This window comes from Rathayibacter tritici (assembly GCF_002932875.1).
GTDB classification, from domain to species: Bacteria; Actinomycetota; Actinomycetes; order Actinomycetales; family Microbacteriaceae; genus Rathayibacter; species Rathayibacter tritici.
The window spans coordinates 11,536-35,458 of record NZ_PSWS01000072.1 but is presented as its reverse complement, the minus strand read 5'-3'; the positions used below and the strand labels follow the sequence as shown (position 1 = coordinate 35,458).

Below are 23,923 nucleotides of genomic sequence, written 5' to 3'. Positions count from 1 at the left end.
ACTATCGGACCCCGAACGAAGCCGAGCAGGCATGGATCACCGAGAACCTCGCCGCGTAGACAACTATTCAACTGGTCCAGGAAACGTTGGGCAGCTCATTCTTCATCCAGAAAGAAACCAATTTTGCATAAGCCTCCGTAATCGAGCCGTTTAATGATATTCCGCGACCTCGCAGCCACGGCTCTACGAGTGAGCCATCGCTTTACAATGTCGGATGGTTCCGCTTCCGCACTTGTCGCGACGAGCGGCAGTCGTGGGTCAGGCCGGAAATTTCAAGCAATATGTTAGTGCGTAAACAAGAGAAGGCCGGACCTAATACAGATCCGACCTTCCCTTGAGTATTATTCTTGCGCTCTAAATAGCTCGTTTTATGTTAGGAGCGGTCTAAGACGTGCAGAGTCACGCGTAGATTACGCTTAGAGCCTCAGCTGCAAGCAGGCGACTTCTTGTAGAAGTAGCTGTTTGAGTTGAGTGAGACGAGGTCGGTTCCAGTATCCACTCCCGATTCGGTGCCCTTGATGACAGCACCACTGCTGTTGCGGATGGTCCCGTCCGGGTTTTGGAAAACAAAGGCTCCTCCTCCATTCGAAGAAACAAGCTTAGTTGCATTCGTCGAGTTGGCAATGGGGCCAGTGGTGGTGGCTGTCGAGTAATTGTATCTGTAGATACCATCCGCTTTTTTGTAATAGTAGCTGTCGTTGCTCAGCGAGACAAGGTTGTCGCCGGTGTCCACTCCCTTTTCGGTGCCGGTAACGATTTTGCCGTCGCTAGTACGGAGAGAGCCGTCGGAACTCTGGAAGACGAACGCCTCACCTCCGTTAGTAGAGATAAGCTTGGTTGCGTCCTTCGAGTCAGCAATGGGTCCCGTCGTCGTCCGAGTCTTGTAGTTGTACGCATACACGCCATCGGACTTTTTATAGTAATACGACGTTGAGCTAATCGATACGAGGTTGGCGCCTGTGTCAACGCCGGTCGAAGTGCCGGGAATAACTTTTCCCGTGCTGTCGTGGAGAGAGCCATCAGAATCTTGATAGATGAATGCGGAACCTCCGTTGGAAGAGATAAGCTTGATGGCTTTCGAGGAGTCCGTCATGGTCGCGGAGTCCTTAATGGGCCCGGTCGTGACCGCAGTACTATAGTTGTAGCTGTAAATTCCGTCAGACTTCATGTAGAAGTAGCTTTCAGAGCTAGTCGATACCAGCCCTGCGCCGGTCTTGACACCGGTGGCGGTGTTATCAATGACGGCGCCTGTACTGTCGTGGATACTGCCGTCCGAGTTCTGGTAGATGAACGCGGCTGCGCCGTTTGTGGAGAGTACCTTAATCGCAGTTGACGAATCCTTATAAGGATCAGTAGAGGCGGTGCTATTAGCCTGATTGGTGGTGTAAACGCCGGTCTTGGCCGTAGCGGTCGAGGAGACGGGGGCGGAAGCGGATAGCGTATTGGAGGTGGCGCTGAAGTTGCTGTTGCCACCCTTGGATGGCACCTTAATGTCCGGCAGCGTGACAAGGCCGTCGGCGTCGGTCGTTCCCGTGTAAGTGGTTGTTCCATCAGCGAACGTGTAGCCGTCCTTGAGTGTGACGGTGACGGTCTTTCCCGGGTCGGCGGTCGTCCCGTCGGTGGTGCGCTTGACCTGCACGCCAGTGATGGTCTTGCAAGCGGTGCCGGTGTAGGACCCCTGCGTAAACTTAAGTGTCGGCGTCTTCGATGCAGCAGCGGCCGGCGTCGCCATCGAAACGGCCACAACCGGAACGGTCCAAGCGGCACCCTTCACGATCGTGCGGCGGTGAACGCCATCGGCGGTAGGAACGGTCCAGTCGGACGAAGCGACGATCACGTCGCGGGTCTTCTTCGGCATGTGATGCTCGAACTTTCTTTTGGATGAGTACGGACAAGAGGCAGTGTTGCCAGTGCTCCATGCCCGAAGCACTCTCAGGCCCGAATATCGGCCGGAAAGCGCTGGCGCGTCTGCCGCTACGGGTCCGAAGGACAGCCCGGGCTTGAAAACATGACCCCCAAGCAGACCCGGCCGCCCGGCCGCGTTCGGATCGACGTCGCCACAACTTCGCGTTCGCGTCCGCACTCTGCAGCCCTCGCCACGATGGGGCGTGATCGAGGGGGCGCGCGGCCGATCGGGCGTCCTGAGGGCAGGGGTGCCGAGTGCTGCGCAATCCAGGAGAGGCCGAGTCGGTGGACCGCCGCGGTGCCGTGCACGGGGAGCCCGCGATGCAGTGGATGGCGGGTCTCGCTACGACATGACGAGTGAGTGGCCGCGGATGCGGGCGGGCGGCGACGCCGTACGGGCCGCACTTTCACGGTCGCGCGGCTGTGGCACGACGCCTCCGCTCTGACCCGGCGTGCCGGTAATGGCGGGAGTGCGATCAGTTTGGTTGTGGAGGGGCGGATCCGGGGCACGCGAGGAGCGACGTCGATCGGGGCGGGCAAGGGGGACGGCTTTATCGACACGCTCGGGGCAACGACGGTCGAGGTCGAGAATTCGGTCGGCTCGATCGAGTTGCGGGTGAGCGAATCGTTCTTGCGGCGCTGCAGCGTCTCGGTGGCTGACGGGCTGCACTGGCTCGGTCCCGACCTCGACTCCCTCCCGTGGTTACTCTCTCTCTCGCCCATGCGACGCTCGCCTCCCGCGGGAGCGCCGCAAGATGACCTGGGCGTTCACCCGCGCGGCGCTCGAGAACCTGATCGCGGCGGTGCTGGTCGAGGTGAACGAGCCGCTGTCCGACTCGATCGTGGATCGCGCGCTGGAGGAGATCCGCCGCTCCTGCACCAATCCCTCCTTCGACGTCGCAGCCCTCGCGGCGACCCAGCGGATGACGCCGCGCTGGCTCCAGGCCGCTCTCGCCGAACGGGCGCTCACTCCGCGCCTGGCCATTCGCCTCGAGCGGACCCGCGTCGCCTGTCAGATCCTCGAGGCGCACCGAGGGCTGGGAGACTTATTCACGCGGCTTTTTTGCGAAAGTCGAGTGCGGCGACCAAGGATATTATTTGGGTGAAGGTGGGAAAGAGGCGTCGGTAGTCGGCGTGGAGGATTCGCCAGTTCCTCAGGTGGGCGATCGCTCGTTCGATCTGGTAGCGGGTCGAGATCACGTCTTCAGTGAATCGGCGTTCCCATTCGAGGGTGTCGCGGTCGGGATTTTGTCGGCCTAGGTATTATTCCTAGGCCGATGTGGCCTTTATCGCCAAACCAGTTCTCTGAATTCATGCCCTCGAGCATGCCGCTGGCGCGAAGCGCTGCGATGTCGTCCCGGTGTCCGTCCACGGGGTCGGAGATCCAGGCGAGACGACCGCAGAGGCCACCTGCTCCGGCGAGCGAGAGGCTGCGTGTCCGCCCTCGGCGTCGCTGCCGCATGAATTCGTTTTCGATCCGTTCGACGAGGATCGCGTATTGCTCGGCCGTTATTCTTGTAGTAGTCTACTTGTGCACCGGCTGGTTCCTCTGCGAAGAGTTTCTGGTGGAAGTTGCTCTTCAATCACAGCGGACCGGCTGGTGTTATTCGTGGCCGACACGCACGATTTACCCTCGATCAGTCGAATTTCGCATAAGTCCCAAGGTGACGACGAGAGAACCAAAGAGCCCGAGGATCGGTGGCCAATCAGGCGCCAACTCACGGCGGCGTCGTCAAGCGTGGTTCGTGACCGAACCCTGCGGTAGCCCAGTCAGGTTAATAAACGCGGCCGGGCTTGGGTTGTCAAGTTTTGCTTAGCTGGAGTCGCGGTGGCCGAAGTGGGACGTGTCGGGCTTGTTGTGGCGATCGAAGGGGAGACGGCAGCGCTGCCGATCAATGCCCTCGTTGGTCTCATCATCACCGGGTGCTCGCATCAGAAGCAGACCCTTCGTGGCCGTTCCGACCCCCCTCGCGGCGCCCCGCCCCGCGCCGCCACTTCGCGTCCGCGTCGTTGGGACGTCGTGTTCACGTTCGTTTCGCGCGACGCTTGCGGCGATAGGGCGAGATCAAGGAGGCGCTCGGCCGATCCGGCGCTGTGGAAGCAAGGGGACCGGGTGCTGCGTCGACCAGGGGAGACCGATTCGATCGATCGCCGTGTGGCCGTGCAGGGGGAGTCCGCGAAACGGTGGCTGGCGGCGCTCGGGTACGACGTGACGAGCGACTCTCCGCGCGTGCGAGCCGGCGGCGACGTCATCCGGAGCCAGAGCTTCGCCGTCGGACGGCTCTGGCACGACGCCTCCCGCCTCACTCGGCGTGGGGGCGGAGGCGGAAGCGCGATCAGCCTGGTGGTCGAGGGGAGGATCCGCGCCACCCGAGGGACCACGACGATCGAGGTCGGGCAGGGGGAGGCGTTCCTCGACGCGCTCGACGGCGAGACCTGCATCGAAGTGGAGCACTCGGTCGGGTCGATTGAGTTGCGGGTGAACGAGTCCTTTCCGCAGCGCTACGGCGTCGCTCCGATCGAGGGTCTGCAGGCGCTGGGAGCCGACCTCGCCTCTCTGCCGTGGCTGCTCAGCCTGGCGAACGCGATGCTCGCCTCGCGGGAGGACGGCGGAGCGACGACCTGGCCGTTCACCCGCACGGCGCTGGAAAACCTCGTCGCGGCGGTCATGGTCGAGGCCAACGAGCCGCCGCCCACGACGATCACGGATCGCGCGCTCGCCGAGATCCGTCGCTCCTGCACCGACCCGACGTTCGACGTGGCAGCACTCGCGGCCAGCCAGAGCATCACCTCACGCTGGCTCCAGGCCGCGTTCGCCGCGCGCGACCTCACTCCGCGCCAGGCGATCCGGCGCGAACGCCTCCGCACCGCCCGCTGCCTGCTCGAAGCGCACCCGGGCATCGCCCTGGACGACGCCGCCGGGCGCGCCGGCTTCCCCTCCGCTCGGGCGCTGCGGGAGGCGCTGCGGGCCGACGGCGTCCCGGTGCCGCGCGAACTCTTGCGCCGATAGGGCTCCGCGACCGGGGAGCATCAGCAGCGTGCGGCGATGATGAACTGCGGTGGAATAAAGGAGGATCCCCGGCAGTCGTGGAAGAGTGCGAAAAGACTCACCGACCGGGGGTGGACGGGCAAGACGACTCGGATAGCTTTGTCGCAGACAGATGCACCTGCTCAGTCGAATCCCGATGTCTCATAATTCCCTCATCCCGGGCAGGCCGATTGTCGGGGAATCGCCTCAGCCCGACAGTGGCGGGTGTGTCTCGTGCCGATCACTCGCTGCTGACCGATCGTCAAGAGAAAGGGACGTGCATGACTCAGCGTGACCGCCTCCGCACCGGCACTCGTCGCCGAAAAACCAGTCTCGCCTCGATGGCCGCCGTTGTGGCGCTCAGCGCGATCGGCGCCTTCGCCCCGCCCGCGAATGCGCAGGTACCTGTCCGGTTGCAGACCCCGATCGTTGCGGGGAGTACTGTGCTCACCTCGGAGGGGCGCTGCACAGTCGGGGCCGTCCTCAAGCGATACGGACCGGGATCCTACGTCTCGCCCATCGCCGCTGCGACCCGGTATCTCGTCGTGGCCAAGCACTGCGCGGACCGCATCGGAAGCCAGTTCACGATGAACGGCGCGGTGATCGGATCCGTCACCTGGATGTCGGGCACCAATGATGTGGAACTGGTGCAGGTCCCGCCCGACATTCCCCCTCCGCAGGCCTGCCCCAGCTACGGATGCTTCGTCGATCGCGTGCCCAGACCGCGAGCGATGGGACAGGTCGTGATGGGCCCCCTGAACAATGAGAGACGAGTGTCCATGCTTGCGCCGGGAAGCCCGGCCCCGGGTGAGCGGTTCTGCACGAGCGGCAGCAGTACCAACACGAACTGCAACTGGGTGTCAGAACCGAACAGACCTGCATACTGGCACTCGCAGGAGGGGCTTTTGGCCCGCTCCACCAATGCCACCGGAGTGGAGGCCGGGGATTCCGGCGGGGCGGTGATCAGCCAGCAGGGCAACTTCTACGGCATCGTGCAGCGGGGAGGACGCTTTCTCGATCCGAACCTCATGCAGTATCTGCCGGCCGAAGTGATCTTTGAGCAGATCGGTTACGACTACCGTATCGCCCCTGGGTAGTGCCGAGGATCCGGCCGGTGCTGGCCGTCCGGTGAGGAGAGGTTCTTCTCGGCGGCCGCCGACACGCGGTTGAACGGCGGCAGGGAACTCCCGTTCGCGCGGACGCCACTTTCCCACAGTCGTGGAAGAGTGCAAGAAGACTCATCCGCTCGTGAGAAGCGATGCAGTCTCTTCGCTTAGCCTTCATCGTTGACGGAGCATTCGCTCGGTCGGTTCCCACTGGGCCTTCACTCTCCGTCAGGAGTGCACGGATTCTGGGGACCACGTCGTTTGCGCAGTGGTGTGCTTTTTCCGCTCGCGCTGTGCCGAACGTTCACAAAAAGAAAGCAACAAAGATGACACGTCGTGCTCGACCCCCTGGATCTCTCCGCCGCCGAACACTGCCCCTGGGGCTGATGAGCACCGTTCTGGTTCTCACCTCGCTCGTGGCCTCCGCGCCACCCGCGAGCGCGCAGGTGCCCCTCAGAGAACGCACGCCGGTCGTCGCGGGAAGCTTCATCTTCAGCTCGGCGGGGCGGGGCTGCACGGTCGGGGCCGTCCTGAAGCGGTACGGACCGGGATCCGCGGTCTCGCCCGTTGCTGCCGCGACGCGATATCTCGTCCTGGCCGCGCACTGTGCGCCCCACATCGACTCGGAGTTCAGCATCAATAACGTTCCTATCGGAGCCGTCACCTGGATTTCGCCCACCGACGACCTGGAACTGGTGCAGGTTCCGCCCGATGTCCCGTCTCGGGGCTGCTTCAGCTATGGCTGCTTCGTCGGTGGCGCCACGCCGAGACCACGCGCTGCGGGACAGGTCATCATGGGTCCCCTGCACCGCGAGGCTCCGGTGCGGATGCTGCCGCCAGCTAGCCCGGCCCCGGGTGAGCGTTTCTGCACGAGCGGCGGCGTCAGCAGTGTGAATTGCAACTGGGTGTCGGAACCGAATAGACCCGCGGACTGGGGAAGCCAGAGGGGAGTGCTCGCCCGCACCCTCAATGCGATCGCAATGACCAGTGGTGATTCCGGCGGGCCGGTGATCAGCCAGCAGGGCAACTTCTACGGTATTCACACGAGAGGGGGGACCGGGCCGTACCCGAACCTACAGGAGTACATCCCCGCTGAGCAGATCTTCGAGCAGATCGGCAGCGAATACGGTATTGCTCCCGGATAGTTCGGCGAACCTGCGCTCTCGGTGACGTGACGCGGGAAGGCTGGGAAAGGCGGCGGCGCCCTGCGAAGGACGCGCCGCCGCCGTCTCCATGCCCTCCGGCCACCCCTTTCCCCGCAGTCGTGGAAGAGTGCAAGAAGACTCATCCTGTGGCGAGAAGCGGTGCAGTCTTGTCGCTTAGTCTTCGTCTCAGGCGGAGCATTCGCTCGGTCGATTTCCACTGGGGTTTGACTCTCGTCAAGAGCGCCCGGATTCTGGGAGTCACGTCGGTCGGACAGCGGTGAGTGATGTGTCGCTCGCGCTGCGCTGAACGATCGCAAGAAGAAAGTGATGAAGATGGTACATCGTCCTCGATTCCCCGGATCCGTCCGCCGTCGAAGAATATCGCTGGCGCACGTGGGTGCCCTCCTGGTTCTCACGTCACTTGTGGCCTCCGCGCCACCCGCTGATGCCGAAGTGCCGGTCCGACTGCGGACACCGATCGTCGCGGGAAGCTACGTGGTCGACTCGGAGGGGTTCGGTTGCACGGTCGGGGCCGTCCTTAAACGATATGGAGCGGGATCTCGCGTTTCGCCCGTCGCGGCGGCGACTCGATATCTTGTCCTTGCCAAGCACTGTCATGATCACATCGGGGGGCAGTTCACCATGAATGGCGCCGTGATCGGATCCGTCACCTGGAAGTCCGATGTCGACGACGTGGAACTGGTGCAGGTTCCGCCCGATGTGCCCTCTCGGGGCTGCTTCAGCTATGGCTGCATGGTCGGTGGCGCCACGCCGAGACCGCGCGCGGTGGGACAGGTCATCATGGGTCCCCTGGAGCGCGAGGCTCCGGTGCGGATGCTGCCGCCAGCTAGCCCGGCCCCGGGTGAGCGTTTCTGCTCGAGCGGCGGCGTCAGCAGTGTGAATTGCAACTGGGTGTCGGAACCGAACAGACCCTGGGACTGGGGAGACGAAAGGGGAGTGATCGCCCGCTCCACCAACGCGTTGGCCATGGACGACGGTGATTCCGGCGCGCCGATAATCAGTCAGCAGGGCAACTTCTACGGTATTTCCCAGAGAAAAGGGAATGGAGCGCACGTGAACTTGCAGCAGTACCTGCCTGCCGCGGACATCTTTGAGGAGATCGGCAGCGAATACGGTATCGCTCCCGGATAGTTCGGTGAACCTGCGCCCGGTGAGGTGACGCGGGAAGGCGGCGGCGGCGCCCTGCGAAGGACGCGCCGCCGCCGTCTCCGTCCCCTCCGGTCACTCCGCTGGGAAGCCCGGCAACCCGTCGATACTCACCGCGTTGTGTGCGGCCCGGTACTCGGCCATCCCGTGGGGCCCCTTCTTCTGGGCTTACGGGAGGAGCAGGTCCCGCTCGCCGACCGGCTCCATCATCGGCACGCCCCACCCGCAGGCATCGCTGATGCGGGTGAGGTCGACGGTGACGACCGCGCGAGTGCTCGGGTGCTCGGGATGCTGCGCGGCGACCTCGGCGAACGCCGCCGTCCCCGGCAGGTGCACCGTGCCGGTGCCGTGCAGCCGGACGATGCGCGGGCGCGGCCCGAATGACGCGAACATCAGGCACACGCGGCCGTTCTCGCGCAGATGTGCGATCGTCTCGACCCCGCTGCCGGTGTAGTCGACCCAGCCGACCCGCCGCGGGCCGAGGATCGAGAACGAATCGTGTCCGCGCGGGGACATGTTCACATGCCCGTCCGCGGCGAGAGGCGCGGTGGCGACGAACCACATCGGCTGCTCGCGGATCCAGGCGGTCAGGCTCTCCTCGATCTCGTCGTAGACGTGGGCCACGGTCTCAGGCGTCCCCGGCCGCGCGGCGCACCAGCTCGGTGACGGCTGCGCGGGTCTCGTCATCGGCGGAGGTGAGCGCGTACGCCGTCGGCCAGAGCGTGCCGTCGTCGAGCTGTGCGCTGTCCTGGAAGCCGAGGGTGGAGTAGCGGGTGCCGAACTTCGCGCCGGGCTGGAAGAAGACGATCGCCTTGCCGTCGGCGCGGGCGTAGGCGGGGAAGCCGTACCAGGTCTTCGGCAGCAGGTCGGGCGCGGTCTCGCCGACGACCTCGTGCAGCATCTGCGCGATCGGGCGTTCGGCGTCGGTCATCGCCGCGATCGCGGCCTCGGCATCCTTCCGGTCGGCGTCGGCCTTATCGGCGCTTCTCTGCCGTTTCGCCTCCGCCCGCAGCTCGGCGGCGCGCTCCTTCATCGCCGCGCGTTCGTCCTTCGAGAAACCGTCGTCGGAGGCCATGTCCGTCCGTCCCGTGCGTGTGCGCCTCGCCGTCGGAGGCTCCTCCGCCCATGCTCGCAGCGTCCGCGGGCCCGCACAACGGCGCTCGTCTCCTGGCAGAGCCAGCCGGTCGGCGCGACGGCGCCCTCCGGCCCGGCGGGCGAGACCACGGTCTGAGCGCGAGCGCCGCCGCCCGCGCCACCCGGGTCACGATCGTGCGATGCGCGGGAAAGCGCCTCCGACCAGCTCCTGGACGCCGTGCGAGCACGGTACGACCCCTCCGGACACCACCTCCCAATTGTCCGACGTTTGCTACGTCAGTGCTCCCCGGCTACGGTGGTCGGCGGTCCTCACGGACCCCGATGAACCGGTCCGCGCTCGCACGGCGTCCCCCAGACGCGTCGCGAACGTACGGTCAACGGGAGCGGAGGCGGCCCCGAGGCCGCCTCGGACGCACTCGCCTCCCTTCGCTGCCGCACACAGCGGCGGGATGCCCGCGGAGGCTCGACGCTGCGGTCCCACGCTCCCGACCCGGCACCACGAGATGAGCGCAGGGCATCGTCCCAGCGCGCCGACGGAGTGTACGTGCAACAGAACCAGCAGATCCTCAGCGAGCGCGGAGCGGGCGCGGATCCGGAGACTCCCGCGCTCGAGGCCCGCCACCTGTTCAAGGTGTTCGGCCGCAGGCCCGACGAGGTCGTCCGGCGCCTCGGCGACGGTGTCGACCGCAACGAGCTCGCCGGGCTCGGCACGGCCGCCGTGATCGACGCTTCGTTCACCGTGCGCCGCGGCGAGATCTTCGTCGTGATGGGCCTCTCCGGCTCCGGCAAGTCCACGCTCATCCGCATGCTGAACGGGCTCCAGGAGCCGACGGCCGGCGAGGTCCTGATCGAGGGTTCGTCCATCACGGGAATCTCCGGGGCGCAGCTGCGCCGGGTGCGCCGCTCGTCGGTGTCGATGGTGTTCCAGCACTTCGCGCTCCTCCCGCACCGCACTGTGCTCGAGAACGTCGCCTACCCGCTCGAGATCCAGGGCGTCCCGGCGGCCGAGCGTCGGGAGCGTGCGATGCTCGCGGTGGAGCGCGCCGGGCTGGCCGGCTGGCACGAGAAGACACCGGGGGAACTCTCCGGAGGCATGCGTCAACGCGTGGGCCTCGCCCGGGCGCTCGCGGCCGACACCGGCATCGTGCTGATGGACGAGGCCTTCTCCGCGCTCGATCCGCTGATCCGGCGCGAGATGCAGGAGCAGCTGATCGAGCTCCAGCACGAACTCGGCAAGACGATCGTCTTCATCACTCACGATCTGAATGAGGCCATGCTGCTCGGGGACCGCATCGCGGTCATGCGCGACGGCCGCATCGTCCAGATCGGCACTCCGGAGCAGATCCTCACCGACCCGGCGAACGACTACGTCGCGCAGTTCGTCCAGGACGTCGACCGCGCCCGCGTGCTCACCGCATCCGCCGTGATGGAACCGGCCCGCTCCGTGGTCACTCTCGCCGCCGGACCCCGCGCGGCACTGCGCAGCATGCGCGACCTGCAGACCTCGGCCGCCTTCGTGGTCGGCAGCGGCCGCCGCCTGCTGGGCACGGTGCGCGACAGCGACGTGATCGAGCAGGTGCGCCGCAGCTCCGGCGACCTGTCGGCCGTGCTCAGCTCCGATGTCGTCACCGTCGGCCCGCACACCGCGCTCTGCGAGGTGATCGCGCCGGCCGTCGAGTCGACGCTGCCGGTCGCTGTGGTCGACGCCGACGGGCGGCTGCTCGGAGCGATCCCACGGGTGACCTTGCTCGCGGCGCTGGGCAACCTGCCCGCGCACACGGGGGAGTATCCGGTGATCGAGCCGCCGGCCACCGTCTCGACCGAGGTCGTCACCGCGACCCTGCACGCGACGGGCGGCCCGGTCGACGACGCGGTGCTCGCTGCGGACGGGGGTGCACGATGACCGACCTCGGCGTCCGTCTCCCGCTCGGTGCCCTCGCCGAGGCCACTGTCGACGTCCTCACGCACACGTTCCAGCCCGTCTTCGACCTGCTGCGGACCGTCTTCGGCGCGCTCTACTCCGGCGTCGATCTTGTCCTCGCCACGCCTCCCTTCTGGGTAGTCGTTGCGTTCCTCGCCGTGCTCGCCTACGCCGTCCGCGGCTGGGTCTTCGCGGTCGGAACCGCCGTGGGGCTCCTCGTGATCGTGGGGGTCGACCAGTGGGACAACGCGATGGATTCGCTCGCCCTGGTGCTGGTCGCCTCCGTGATCGCCATCGTGCTGAGCGTGCCCTTGGGCGTGCTCGCCGCACGGAACCGCACGGCCTCCGCTGTCCTGCGCCCGGTGCTCGACCTGATGCAGACGATGCCGGCTTTCGTCTACCTGATCCCCGCGCTGATCCTGTTCCGGGTCGGAGTCGTGCCGGGCATCGTCGCGACGATCGTGTTCGCGATGGCGCCGGGGGTGCGGCTCACCGAACTGGGCATCCGCGGGGTCGACCCCGAGCTGGTCGAGGCGGGGGAGGCGTTCGGATCGTCGAACTGGCGGATCCTGCGACAGATCCAGTTGCCGCTCGCGCTGCCCTCGATTCTGGCGGGCCTGAACCAGGTCATCATGCTCGCGCTGTCGATGGTCGTCATCGCGGGCATGGTCGGCGCCGGCGGCCTGGGCGGAGACGTGGTGGCGAGTCTCAACCGGATCGACGTCGCGCTCGGCTTCGAGGCCGGTATCTCGGTGGTGATCCTCGCCGTCGTCCTCGACCGGATGACCGGCGCACTGGGATCGCCCTCACCCGAGAGGGCCGCCCGGGCGCAGAACCGGCGAGCCGTGGTGGCGACCCGGTCCGCCGTCGGCGTCGTCTCGATCGGCCTGGTCGCGTCTCTCGGTGCCGCCGCCCTCGCCGCTCCCGCCACCGCCGCCTCCGTCGAGAACGGCGACCGCCCCGACGTGACCCTCGCGGTGTTCCAGGGCTGGGACGAGGGGATCGCCGTCTCCGCTCTGTGGGAGGCGGTACTGGAGGAGCAGGGCTACGACGTCACCCTGCAGAGCGCCGACGTCGCTCCCGGCTTCCAGGGCCTGTCGACCGGCGACTACGACCTCGCGCTCGACACCTGGCTGCCGCTCACGCACGCGAGCTTCGTCGAGAAGTACGGCGACTCGATCGTCGACCTCGGCGCGTGGAACGACGAGGCGAAGCTGACCATCGCGGTCAATGAGAGTGCCCCGATCGACTCGATCGAGGACCTCGCCGCGAACCCGGGAGTCGTCGGGAACCGCCTCGTCGGCATCGAGCCCGGCTCCGGCCTGAACAAGACGACCACCGAGGACGTCATCCCGGGCTACGGACTGAAGGGCATGGACTACCTGACCTCGTCGACCCCGGCCATGCTGCAGGAGCTCTCCACCGCGACGGCCGCGGGCGAGAACATCGCCGTCACGCTCTGGCGCCCGCACTGGGCGTACGACGCGTTCCCGCTCAAGGACCTCGAAGACCCGAAGGGTCTGCTCGGCCGCGCGGAGGGCATCCACTCGTTCGGTTCGGCCGCGTTCGACGCGAACTATCCGACGATGAGCCGCTGGATCCGCGACTTCCGGATGGACTCGAAGACGCTCTCCTCGCTCGAGAACGCGCTGTTCAAGGGCTCGGGCAACCGCTCCGCCGCGCTGGCCGCCTGGATGGACCAGAACCGCCAGTACGTCGACACGCTCATCACCTGATCACCGTCATAACGAAGGCCGAGCGGCCGGAATCCTCGTCCTGAGGGCTATTCCGGCCGCTCGGCCTTCGTTATGCAGGCGTCAGGCGCTGGCCCGTCGGTCCGCCGCGACGCGGATGAGGACAGTGGCCGCCAGGACGACCACGGCGGCGACCAGCGCGGCGATCCCGGCGGGGATCGAGACGAGCTCGCCGGCGAAACGGCCGACGGCTACCCACGAGAGCCCCCAGACCAGCGAGAGCATCGGAGCGAGGCGACCGCGGCCGGTGACGGCGAGGAGCAGCCCGACCAGTGCGGCGACGGCCAGTACGACGACCGCCCAGACTGCGGCTCCCGGCCCGTCGGCGCTGCCGACCCCCGCGCCGACCAGCCCGGCCGCCACGTTCGCCGCCGTGGCCACGCACACCCAGCCGAGGTAGAGGCCGAAAGTCCCGTCGGTCACGATCGCGTCGACTCCTCCGGCGGAGCGGGTGGTGCGCAGGATCACGAAGATGCGGGCGAGGACCGCGAGCAGCAGGGCGATCACGAGGACGCTGAGCGTCAGGAACCCGGCCTGCACGACCAGGATCCACGCCGCGTTGAGGAGCAGGCTCGCCGCGGCCCAGTAGCCGAGGCGACGGTGGCGGGTGCGGGCGGTCTGCGAGGGAAGGAATTGCCAGATCGCGTAGGCGATCAGGCCGGTGTAGATGACGCTCCAGATCGCGAATGCCGGGCCGTCGGGAGCGACAGGAGTGGAGGAGGCGGTCAGCGCTCCACCGGCCGCGTCCTGGATCTGCGTGCCGCCGGCCGCGCCGGATCCGATGAACGAGCCGAGGAGGGCGAGCACCGCGCTCGCGGCGACGACGGAGTGCCGGATGCGGTCGGTGCTTCGGGTGGCGGTCATGTCGCTCCTCCATTAGTCAGCTGGCTGAGTAATAAGGCTAGCGCGATTCTGCTCCCCGTTCACGGGGGCTTGCGGCGCGGCCCCGGCCCTGGATGAGGACCGGGGCCGAGCCTCAGGCGCGGGCAGCCGCGTACTGCTCGCGGATCACCGGGCGGTGATCCGGAGCGGGCTCTGCCACCGAGGTGACCGCCCAGGCCGGGCGCGAGCCGGTCAGCGCCCACGCAGCCTGCACGGCGGCGCCGTCGGCCACGTACTCGCCGGGCGTCGGCACCTGCACGGGCACGTCGAACACCTGGGAGGCCGCAAGTTGCACGGCGCGGTTCTGTGCGGCCCCGCCGATCAGGAGGATGCGGCGCGCCTCCACTCCCTGCGCGCGCACCGCGTCGAGGCCGTCGGCCAGACCGCAGAGCATGCCCTCGATCGCCGCGCGGGCCAGGTTCGGCCGTGTGGTCGAGGCGATGGTCATCCCGTGCAGGCTCGCGGTCGCGTCCGGCAGGTTCGGAGTGCGCTCGCCCTCGAAGTACGGGACGAGCACGAGACCGCCCGCGCCCGGCTCCGCCTCGAGCGCCAACGCGGCGAACTCGTCGAAGTCGCTGCCGAGCAGGGTCGCGGTCGAGGCGAGCACGCGCGCGGCGTTGAGCGTCGCGACCAGCGGCAGGAAGCGTCCGCTCGCGTCGGCGAAGCCGGCCACGGTCCCGGAGGGGTCGCGCACCGGGTCGTCGGTCACCGCGAAGACGGTGCCGCTCGTGCCGATGCTGACGACCACGTCGCCGGGTCCGGCGCCGAGGCCGAGCGCGGCTCCTGCGTTGTCGCCCGCGCCGGGGCCGACGACGAGGCCGCTCTCGGTGCGGCCCGCCTCCTCCGAGGGGCCGAGCACGCGGGGGAGGAACGGGCGGTGGCCGAGGGCGCGCTCGAGCAGGTCGAGGTCGTAGCCGTCGGCTCCCCAGTAGGAGGTGCCGGAGGCGTCGGAGCGGTCGGTGGTCAGTGCGTCGAGCTGCGGTCCGCGGGCGGAGTCGGGGCCGTAGCCGAGCAAGCGCCAGGTCAGCCAGTCGTGGGGGAGTGCGACAGCAGCGACGCGAGCGGCGTTCTCGGGCTCGGCGTCGCGCAGCCAGCGGAGCTTGGTGGCGGTGAAGGAGGCGACCGGCACCGATCCGGTGCGCTCCGCCCAGGCCTGGGCACCGAGCTCCTCGATCAGCGCGGCGGCGGCGGGGGCGCTGCGGGTGTCGTTCCAGAGCAGGGCGGGGCGGATCACGGCGCCGTTCTCGTCGAGGACGACCATGCCGTGCTGCTGCCCGCCGACCGAGATCGCGGCGACGTCGTCGAGTCCGCCGGCGTCGGCGAGGGCGAGATGCAGCGCTTCCCACCACGCGGCCGGATCGACCTCGGTTCCGTCGGGGTGGCTCGCCCGGCCGGTGCGCACGACGGCGCCGGTGTCGAGGTCGCGCACGACCACCTTGCAGCTCTGGGTCGACGAGTCGATGCCTGCGACGAGCGTCATCACTGTCCTCTTTCGTTGGGGGATTCGGGCGCGTGGGTGGCCGGTTCCGGATGCAGGAGAACGGACGAGATCCCGTGCCGGGGCAGGGGATCTCGTCCGTCTCAGGGGGTCCCGCGGTGGACCGCGGGATCAGGGGATGCTGGTCAGCTGCGGGCGCCGAGCAGGTGCTCGGTGGCCAGCTGCTGCAGGCGCACGAAGCCGAAGCCCTTGCCGCCGAGGTAGGCGTCGGCGTCGAACGACTCGTACGAGGCGGTGTCCGCGAGCAGGTCGTCGTACGACTCGCCCTCGTTCAGCGTCGGAGTGGACAGCTCGGCGACCTTCGCGGCGGCCAGTGCCTCCTGCACCTCGGGGTCGGCGCGGAAGGCCGCGGCGCGCTCCTTGAGCAGCAGGTAGGTGTGCATGTTCGCGGCGGCCGAGTCCCAGACGCCGGTCTCGTCCTCGGTGCGCGAGGGCTTGTAGTCGAAGTGGCGAGGGCCGTCGTAGCTAAGGACGCCGCCGGGGCCGCCGTTTTCGAGCAGGTCGACGAGTGCGAACGCGTTGTGCAGGTCGCCGTGACCGAAGACGAGGTCCTGGTCGTACTTGATGCCGCGCTGGCCGTTGAGGTCGATGTGGAAGAGCTTGCCGTGGTACAGCGCCTGGGCGATGCCGGCCGCGAAGTTCAGGCCCGCCATCTGCTCGTGACCGACCTCAGGGTTCACGCCGACCAGCTCGGGGCGCTCGAGGGAGTCGATGAAGGCGATCGCGTGGCCCAGGGTCGGCAGCAGGATGTCGCCGCGGGGCTCGTTCGGCTTGGGCTCGATGGCGAAGCGGATGTCGTAGCCCTTGTCGGTGACGTAGTCGCCGAGCAGGTTGACGGCCTCGCGGTAGCGCTCGAGCGCCGCGCGGATGTCCTTCGCAGAGTCGTATTCGGCGCCCTCGCGGCCACCCCACATCACGAAGGTCTTCGCGCCCAGCTCGGCGGCGAGGTCGATGTTGCGGAGGACCTTGCGCAGCGCAAAGCGGCGCACGTCGCGGTCATTCGACGTGAAGCCGCCGTCCTTGAAGACCGGGGCGCTGAAGAGGTTGGTGGTGACCATCGGCACAACGAGGCCGGTCGACTCCAGTGCACCCTTGAGGCGGTCGATCTGGGTCTGGCGCTCGGCGTCGGTGGAGCCGAAGGCGAACAGGTCGTCGTCGTGGAAGGTGAGGCCGTAGGCGCCGAGCTCGTCGAGCTTCTCGACCGCGTGCACGACGTCCAGCGGCTCGCGGGTCGGGCCGCCGAACGGGTCCGTCCCGTTGTAGCCGATGGTCCAGAGGCCGAACGAGAACTTGTCAGCGCGGGTGGGGGTCAGGGACATGAGATCCGAATCCTTTCCGGCGACGTCGCCGAATTGTTGTTGGCTCCAACATATCCCGTGCGAGCGGAGGGGCGCAACGCCTCCGGCAACGCCCGACCCGTCCGCCGAGCGCTTGTGCAAGCGCTTCGACTGTGCGTACAGTCGCTCGAGCACCACCGGTCGAAGCGCTTCGAAGCTCGGCCGCGACCGACGACGACGTCCGGCAGGAGGAATCATGGCGACCATTCACGACGTGGCCCGCGCTGCCGGAGTCTCGATCAGCACCGTCTCCTACGCCCTCTCCGGCAAGAGATCGATCGCCGCCTCCACTCGGCAGCGCGTGGACGACGCGGTGCGCCAGCTCGGCTACCGGCCGCACGCCGGGGCCCGAATGCTCGCCGGCGCGCGGACCCACATCCTCGCCCTCTCCGCTCCGATGCGCGGCGAGTTGCACCTGCCAACCCACATGCGCTTCGTCACCGAGGTGCTCGAGCGGGCCAGGGAGTCGGACTACGACGTGCTGCTGCTCGTCACCGACGAGGCTTCCAGCGGCATCGGCCGCGTCTCCTCGTCCTCGCTCGTGGATGGCATCGTCCTGATGGGTGTCGACGACGACGATGACCGCGCCGAGTTGATCCGCGCGGCGGGCGTGCCCGCCACCTTCATCGGAGTGCCTGCCGACTCCCACGATCTGGCCTGCGTCGACCTCGACTTCGCCGAGGCCGCCCGCCAGAGCGTGCGTCGACTCGCCGATCTGGGTCATCGCTCGCTCGGGCTGCTCGAGCACCCGCAGTCGTACACCGATCGCAACGCCGGCTTCGTCCGCCGCTTCGACGAGGCATTCCGCGCCGAGGCTGCGGCGCTGGGAGTCGAGATCGCCGTCGAGCGCCCGCACCTCGGCCGCCCGAGTGCGTCGGCCGCGATCGACGCGATCCTGGCCGCCCCCGTCTCGCCCACCGCCCTCGTGCTGCACTGCAACGAGCCCGTGGCGGAGGCGGCGATCGAGCGGGTCCTCGAGCGGGGCCTCTCGGTGCCCGGCGAACTGTCGATTCTGGCCGCGTGCGCCAGCTATGACGGGGGCGACCTTCCCGTGCCCACCAGTAGCCTTCCCCTCCCGTTCGACGCGATGTGCCGAGCGGCCGTCGCGCGGACCCTCGAGCAGATCGACTCCGGCCGCACCGTCGGAGTCGAGCTGCTTCCGCCCTCCTACGTCGACCGCGGGTCCCTCGCGGTCGCTCCGACCGGCGCCGCGGTGTCGGCGGTCCCGTCCGGCGCTCGCGTGCCGGCCGCCCTCTAGTCCTCCTCCTCCCTTCTGCACCGACTACCACTGGCCGCACTGTCCGCACTGTCCGCACTGTCCGCACTGTCGAAACGCTTCGACCATTCGCGCGAGAGAGCCCTCCCTGCTCCACCCCCCGCAGCACCACCGCACCGTTCGAAGGAGAACCACCGCAATGACGCTCCGATCCCGCTCCGCCTTCCACCGCCCGACCGCCGGTCTCACCCGGCGCAACCTGCTCGCCGGCGGAGTCGGCCTCAGCGCGATGTTCGCGCTGACCGCCTGCTCCGGAGGCGGCTCCGACGCCGGCTCCGAGGCACTGTCGACCACGGTCGACGGCGCCGGCCGCACCCTCACCCTCTGGGACTTCGAGACGCCCGACAGCGACCGCGGCATCGCCTGGCTCGCCGCCCGCGACATCTTCACGCAGGAGACGGGCGCCGAGATCGCCTACGAATTCAAGGCCTTCGAGCAGCTGCGCACCGGAGCCAGCCAGATCTTCAACTCGAACTCGGCGCCCGACGTCGTCGAATACAACAAGGGCAACGCGACCAGCGGGCTCCTCTCGAGCCAGGGCCTTCTCACCAACCTCGACGAGGCGGTCTCGTTCTACGGCTGGGACTCGCTCATCCCCGGCGCCCTGCAGACCACCGCGAAGTACGACGAGAACGGGATCATGGGGTCCGGCTCCTGGTATGGAATCCCCAACTACGGCGAATTCACGTTCGTGTACTACAACAAGGACGCCTTCGCCGCGAACGGCCTCGAGGTGCCCACCACCTACGAGGAGTTCACGGCTGTCCTGGACGCCTTTGTCGCGAAGGGGATCACTCCGCTGGCCGAGGCCGGCGCCGAGTACCCGTTGCAGCAGCTCTTCTACCAGCTCGCGCTGCTGAAAGCCGACCGCTCCTGGATCACGGACTACCAGACCTACACGGGAGAGGTCGACTTCGAGGACGCGGCATGGAGCTACGCCGCCGATCAGCTGAAGACCTACGTCGATAAGGGCTACTTCTCGGCCGACGCCTCCGGGCTGAAGGCCGAGGACGCGGGCACGGCGTTCATTTCGGGCCAGTATCCGATCTTCTTCTCGGGCTCGTGGTGGTTCGGCCGCTTCACGACCGAGATCACCGGATTCGACTGGGACACCTTCCTCTTCCCGGGCGCCGAGTTCACGATGGGTTCGGCGGGCAACCACTGGGTGATCCCGGAGACGGCGAAGAACAAGGATCTCGCCTACAAGTGGATCGACATCACGATGCGGCCCGAGATCCAGAACCTCATCGGCAACAACGGAGGCATCCCGCTGGTCGTCGACGAGAGCGCCATCACGGACGAGAAGAGCAAGGCGCTGCTCTCGCAGTGGAAGACGGTCGTCGCCGGCGACCAGCTCTCCTTCTACCCCGACTGGCCGACCGCGACCTTCTACGACGACCTCGTCGCCGCGACCCAGGAGCTGATCAACGGCTCCTCCGACCAGTCCGCCATGCTCGCCGACCTCCAGTCCACCTACGACGACGGAGTCGCCGACATCAAGTAACGCCACCCCGCCCCCTCCCCTCCGCGAGATGCCACTTATGAGGGCGACACGCCGTCGTACCCCGTCGTAAGTGGCATCTCGCGGCAGGACAACCCACGAATCCGTCCGAATGAGGAGTACCTATGACGACGACAGCACCTCGTCGCGCGGAGAGCGCCACAACGCCGCCCCGCGAGAAGCGCTCCGGCGGCTACTGGCTCTACCTGATCCCGGGGTTCGTGCTCTTCACGTTCATCGTGCTGATCCCGCTGGTCTGGAACGTCTACATCAGCTTCACGTCCTGGCGCGGCATCAAGCCGCCGACCTTCATCGGCCTCGACAACTGGGTCGAGCTCATGGGCGATGACCAGTTCTGGACCTCGTTCCTGAACTCGGTCTACATGATCATCGCGATGGTGATCGTGCCGACGATCCTCGGCCTCCTGCTCGCCGCGATCCTTTTCGACCTCGTCGGCAAGAAGTTCGGCGGGCGGCTGGCGAGCTTTCTCCGCGCCACCTACTACCTCCCGCAGATTCTGCCGACCGTCATCGCCGCGATCGTCATCGGTTGGATCCTGCGACCCGACAGCGGTGCGCTGAACTCGATCCTCGAGGCGGTCGGCCTCGGCTCCCTGTCGCACGACTGGCTGGGCAAGCCCGACACGGCGATGCTCTCGATCATGGTCGTGATGATCTGGGTGCAGCTGGGCTATCCGGTCGTGATCTTCATGGCGGCGCTGCAGCGGGTGGATCCGGAGCTCTACGAGGCCGCCGAGCTCGACGGGGCGAACTGGTTCCAGCGCTTCCGCTGGATCACGGTCTCGATCATCCGCCCCGAAATCTTCGTGGTCACCCTCACCTGCACCATTGCCGCACTGAAGGTGTTCGGCCCGATCTATGCGCTGACCCGCGGCGGGCCCGGCGACTCCACGATCGTTCCCTCCTACTACTCCTACACCGAGTTCTTCCAGAAGCAGCAGGTGGGCTACGGCGCCACCATCGCGACCGCGCTCACGATCGTCATCGTGATCCTCGCCGTGCTGTTCATCCGCGCGCAGGAGCGCGTCGAGCGCAGCGAAGGAGCCCGCTGATGTCGGCCATCGAAACCCTGCCCCTCACTCAGGCCGGCACGGGGGACGCGGACCTCGCGTCCACCCGTCCGCCCACGCCGGCGAAGGGAGCCAGCAAGCGGACGGTCGGCGACTGGGTGATCCTCGCGGTCGCGGTCGTGATCGGACTGGTGATCATCAGCCCCGTGCTGCTGATTCTGCTCAATTCGTTCAAGACCCCCGCGGAGTATTCGGCGAACGGCCCGCTCGCCTTCCCCACCGGTCTCTCCTTCGATGGCCTCTCGACCTTCTGGAGCCGCGTCGACTTCCCCGAAAAGCTCGGTAACTCGATCCTGATCTCTGGCTCGGTCGCGATCCTCGCCGTCGCCCTCTCGGTGCTCAACGCCTACGCGATCGGGATCGGCCGAGTGCGCGGTCGGAGCTGGATCATCGTCCTGTTCCTGCTGGCCAATATGCTCCCGCAGGAGGCCCTGCTCTACCCGCTGTACTACATGTTCAAGGCGGTCGGGATCTACGACACCCAGCTCTCCGTCATCGTCATCTTCACCGTGATCCAGTCGGCGTTCGGCACCTATCTGCTCTCGAGCGTCTACGGCACCTTCCCGAAGGAGATCCTCGAGGCCGCCGCTCTCGACGGCGCCTCGAAGTGGCAGGTGCTCACCCGGGTGATCGTCCCGATCTCGCGGCCGACTCTCTCCGTCCTGATGATCTTCTTCTTCATCTGGACCTGGAACGAGTTCCTCATCCCGCTGGTCTTCCTGGTCAGCGACGCGACGCAGACCGTGCCGATCGCGATCTCGAGCCTCCAGGGCGACAAGATCATGGACGTCACCACGACCAGCGCGAGCGCCCTCCTCGGCCTGCTCCCGACGCTGATCTTCTTCCTGATCTTCCAGCGCACCCTCACCCGCGGCATCACTGCCGGCGCGGTGAAGTAGCCTCTCTCCCTCCACCGCCTGCGGGGTCCTCGCTCGGATCCCGTCGGCGCGCCATCGAAAGGCACCCCATGAAGTTCACCGACGGGTTCTGGCAAACGCGGGCCGGATTCACGCCCCTGTTCGCTCAGGAGGCATACGACATCCGCTCCGACGGCTCCTCGCTCGAGGTGATTGCCCCGACCCGCGTCATCCAGGGCCGCGGCGATGTGCTCAACCGGCCAGCACTCACCGTCACCCTCTCCTCACCGGCCGAGGGAGTCGCGCGGGTGCGCATCGAGCACTGGCGCGGCACGGCGACGCGGCCGGGCTTCGAGCTGGTCGAGGGTGACGTCGGAGTGGCGGAGGTCATCGAGGAGGGCGGTGTGCTGCGCACCGGCGACCTCGAGGTCCGCATCGCGCAGGGCGCTCCGTGGTCGTTGGAGTTCTGGGACACCTCGACCGGCACGCGCCTCACCGGCTCCGGGCACAAGGCGCAGGGGTACCTGACCGGACCCGACGGAGCCGCCTACCTGCACGAGCAGCTCGACCTCGGTGTCGGCGAGCTGGTCTACGGGCTCGGCGAGCGCTTCGGCCCCTTCGTGAAGAACGGCCAGAGCGTCGATGTCTGGAACGCCGACGGCGGCACCTCCTCCGAGCAGGCCTATAAAAACGTGCCGTTCTACCTCTCCAGCCGCGGCTACGGCGTGCTCGTCAACGATCCCGGCCTCGTCTCGTTCGAGATCGGCTCGGAGGCGGTCGAGCGCGTGCAGTTCTCGGTCGGCGGCGAGGCGCTGGAGTACCTGGTGATTCAGGGCCCGACGAAGAAGGATGTGCTGCGCCGCTACACGGGCCTCGCGGGCCGCCCCCGCGTCGTGCCCGCCTGGAGCTATGGGCTCTGGTTGACGACCAGCTTCACGACGAGCTACGACGAGGAGACGGTCAACTCCTTTATCGACGGCTTCGCGGAGCGTGAGTTACCGCTCTCGGCGTTCCACTTCGACTGCTTCTGGATGCGCGAGTTCCAGTGGACCGACCTCGAGTGGGACCCGCGCACCTTCCCGGACCCGGAGGGGGTCCTCGCCCGCCTGCACGCGCGCGGTCTGCACACCTGTGTCTGGATCAACCCCTACATCGCCCAGGCGTCGCCGCTGTTCGCCGAGGGTCGCGAGAAGGGCTACCTGCTCCGCACGGCTTCGGGCGACGTCTGGCAGTGGGACCTGTGGGTCGCCGGCATGGCCCTGATCGACTTCACGAACCCGGAGGCGACCGCCTGGCTCCAGGAGAAGCTGCGCGTGCTCGTGCGCCAGGGAGTCGACTCCTTCAAGACCGACTTCGGCGAGCGGATCCCGTCCGAGGGAGTCGCCTGGGCCGACGGGACCGACCCCGAGGCCATGCACAACTGGTACACCCAGCTCTACAACCGCGCGGTGCACGAGGTGCTGGAGCAGGAGCTCGGCGAAGGCCGGGCCGTGCTCTTCGCCCGCAGCGCCACTGTCGGCGGGCAGTCGCTGCCGGTGCACTGGGGCGGGGACAACACCTCCTCCGCCGTGTCGATGGCCGAGACCCTGCGCGGCGGGCTCTCGCTCGCGCTCGGCGGGTTCGGCTTCTGGGCGCACGACATCGGTGGCTTCGAGGGCACGCCCGACCCCGGAGTGTTCAAGCGCTGGCTCGCGTTCGGCCTGCTCTCCTCGCACTCGAGGCTGCACGGCTCGTCCTCGGTGCGCGTGCCGTGGGCGTTCGACGAGGAGGCGGTGGAGATCACCCGCCTCTTCACTCGGCTGAAGCTCTCGCTGATGCCCTACCTCTACGCGGCGGGGGCGGAGGCGGCCCGCACCGGCGTCCCGATCATGCGGGCGATGGCGCTCGAGTTCGAGGACGACCGCAATGCCGCCCACCTCGACACCCAGTACCTCCTCGGCCACGACCTGCTCGTCGCTCCGGTGTTCACCGAGGACGGCACGGTCGAGTTCTACCTGCCGCGCGGGACCTGGACCAGCTGGTGGACGGGCGAGAGGATCGCGTCGACGGGGGAGTGGCGCCGGGAGATGCACGGCTTCGACTCACTGCCGCTGTATGTGCGTGAGGGCGCGGTGATTCCGGTGGGCGCGCGCGAAGACACGGCCGAGTACGACTACCTCGACGGGCTGCGGCTGCGGGTGTTCCCGGGGCCGGACGGAGTGACGCCGGTGCGCGTCGTCGCGCACGACACGGGGGAGGAGACGGTGTTCACGGTGACGCGCTCGCGAGGTGAGGTGACGGTGAACGGGCCGGCCGGGACGTGGGGGTGGGTCGCGGTCTGAGTGCGCCGCCGGTCCGTCCGCCGCCGCCCCCGCGGCTAG

General features: G+C 67.5%; 18 protein-coding genes. 12 read left to right on the top strand and 6 right to left on the bottom strand.

Annotated features, from left to right (window positions below):
- Nucleotides 1-424: 424 nt before the first annotated feature.
- Complete coding sequence (locus tag C5D07_RS15505; protein WP_146076754.1) at nucleotides 425-1,858, bottom strand: hypothetical protein; 1,434 nt, start codon at nucleotides 1,856-1,858, stop codon at nucleotides 425-427.
- Between the two features lie 802 nt (nucleotides 1,859-2,660).
- Here C5D07_RS15505 and C5D07_RS14445 point away from each other — a divergent pair.
- From C5D07_RS14445 to C5D07_RS15500, 5 genes are all read left to right on the top strand, one after another.
- Complete coding sequence (locus C5D07_RS14445) at nucleotides 2,661-3,011, top strand: hypothetical protein (RefSeq protein ID WP_104259625.1); 351 nt, start codon at nucleotides 2,661-2,663, stop codon at nucleotides 3,009-3,011.
- Between the two features lie 1,049 nt (nucleotides 3,012-4,060).
- Nucleotides 4,061-4,915: a helix-turn-helix domain-containing protein gene (locus C5D07_RS14440; protein WP_104259624.1), complete on the top strand. Its 855-nt coding sequence runs from the start codon at nucleotides 4,061-4,063 to the stop codon at nucleotides 4,913-4,915.
- 359 nt (nucleotides 4,916-5,274) lie between these two features.
- A complete protein-coding gene (locus C5D07_RS14435) occupies nucleotides 5,275-6,030 on the top strand; it encodes a chymotrypsin family serine protease (RefSeq protein WP_146076753.1) in 756 nt (251 codons plus the stop codon).
- A 395-nt stretch (nucleotides 6,031-6,425) separates the two neighbouring features.
- Complete coding sequence (locus C5D07_RS14430; RefSeq protein WP_068255026.1) at nucleotides 6,426-7,184, top strand: chymotrypsin family serine protease; 759 nt, start codon at nucleotides 6,426-6,428, stop codon at nucleotides 7,182-7,184.
- Nucleotides 7,185-7,838: 654 nt separating this feature from the next.
- The gene (locus C5D07_RS15500) at nucleotides 7,839-8,336 is read left to right on the top strand and encodes a chymotrypsin family serine protease (RefSeq protein WP_146076752.1); all 498 of its coding nucleotides are present in this window, start codon (nucleotides 7,839-7,841) and stop codon (nucleotides 8,334-8,336) included.
- 183 nt (nucleotides 8,337-8,519) lie between these two features.
- On the opposite strand, the gene C5D07_RS14420 is transcribed toward C5D07_RS15500, so the two are convergent.
- Nucleotides 8,520-8,975, bottom strand: a complete 456-nt coding sequence (locus C5D07_RS14420; protein ID WP_308470769.1) for a pyridoxamine 5'-phosphate oxidase family protein — start codon at nucleotides 8,973-8,975, stop codon at nucleotides 8,520-8,522.
- A gap of 4 nt (nucleotides 8,976-8,979) precedes the next feature.
- Nucleotides 8,980-9,426 carry a hypothetical protein gene (locus tag C5D07_RS14415; RefSeq protein ID WP_068255020.1) on the bottom strand — a complete coding sequence of 149 codons (447 nt, stop codon included), beginning with the start codon at nucleotides 9,424-9,426 and terminating at the stop codon, nucleotides 8,980-8,982.
- Nucleotides 9,427-9,990: 564 nt separating this feature from the next.
- Between C5D07_RS14415 and C5D07_RS14410 the strand changes: the two genes are divergently transcribed.
- Complete coding sequence (locus C5D07_RS14410) at nucleotides 9,991-11,349, top strand: quaternary amine ABC transporter ATP-binding protein (RefSeq protein WP_237358178.1); 1,359 nt, start codon at nucleotides 9,991-9,993, stop codon at nucleotides 11,347-11,349.
- A complete protein-coding gene (locus C5D07_RS16330; RefSeq protein ID WP_068255019.1) occupies nucleotides 11,346-13,103 on the top strand; it encodes an ABC transporter permease/substrate binding protein in 1,758 nt (585 codons plus the stop codon). Before C5D07_RS14410 ends, C5D07_RS16330 begins: the two co-directional genes overlap by 4 nt.
- 81 nt (nucleotides 13,104-13,184) lie before the next feature.
- Here the strand turns inward: C5D07_RS16330 and C5D07_RS14400 are convergent, their stop codons facing one another.
- The 3 genes from C5D07_RS14400 to xylA form a co-directional block, all read right to left on the bottom strand.
- Entirely contained in the window at nucleotides 13,185-13,985 is an 801-nt protein-coding gene (locus tag C5D07_RS14400; RefSeq protein WP_068255018.1) for a tryptophan-rich sensory protein, read from the bottom strand.
- A 112-nt stretch (nucleotides 13,986-14,097) separates the two neighbouring features.
- Nucleotides 14,098-15,483 (bottom strand): xylulokinase, encoded by a 1,386-nt coding sequence (gene xylB / locus C5D07_RS14395; protein WP_068255016.1) that lies wholly within the window; start codon nucleotides 15,481-15,483, stop codon nucleotides 14,098-14,100.
- Nucleotides 15,484-15,626: 143 nt separating this feature from the next.
- The gene (gene xylA, locus C5D07_RS14390) at nucleotides 15,627-16,820 is read right to left on the bottom strand and encodes a xylose isomerase (protein WP_104259622.1); all 1,194 of its coding nucleotides are present in this window, start codon (nucleotides 16,818-16,820) and stop codon (nucleotides 15,627-15,629) included.
- A 214-nt stretch (nucleotides 16,821-17,034) separates the two neighbouring features.
- Here xylA and C5D07_RS14380 point away from each other — a divergent pair, with 214 nt between their 5' ends.
- The 5 genes from C5D07_RS14380 to yicI all read left to right on the top strand — a co-directional run bounded on the left by C5D07_RS14380 (nucleotide 17,035) and on the right by yicI (nucleotide 23,884).
- Nucleotides 17,035-18,096 (top strand): LacI family DNA-binding transcriptional regulator, encoded by a 1,062-nt coding sequence (locus C5D07_RS14380; RefSeq protein WP_068255008.1) that lies wholly within the window; start codon nucleotides 17,035-17,037, stop codon nucleotides 18,094-18,096.
- 157 nt (nucleotides 18,097-18,253) lie between these two features.
- Nucleotides 18,254-19,618 (top strand): ABC transporter substrate-binding protein, encoded by a 1,365-nt coding sequence (locus tag C5D07_RS14375; protein ID WP_068255005.1) that lies wholly within the window; start codon nucleotides 18,254-18,256, stop codon nucleotides 19,616-19,618.
- A 122-nt stretch (nucleotides 19,619-19,740) separates the two neighbouring features.
- On the top strand, nucleotides 19,741-20,688 hold the full coding sequence (locus C5D07_RS14370) for a carbohydrate ABC transporter permease (RefSeq protein WP_068255002.1): 948 nt from the start codon (nucleotides 19,741-19,743) through the stop codon (nucleotides 20,686-20,688).
- Nucleotides 20,688-21,605 carry a carbohydrate ABC transporter permease gene (locus C5D07_RS14365; protein WP_084416008.1) on the top strand — a complete coding sequence of 306 codons (918 nt, stop codon included), beginning with the start codon at nucleotides 20,688-20,690 and terminating at the stop codon, nucleotides 21,603-21,605. The genes C5D07_RS14370 and C5D07_RS14365 overlap by 1 nt, the downstream gene beginning before the upstream one ends.
- Before the next feature lie 68 nt (nucleotides 21,606-21,673).
- A complete protein-coding gene (gene yicI, locus C5D07_RS14360) occupies nucleotides 21,674-23,884 on the top strand; it encodes an alpha-xylosidase (protein WP_068254999.1) in 2,211 nt (736 codons plus the stop codon).
- Nucleotides 23,885-23,923 lie beyond the last annotated feature (39 nt).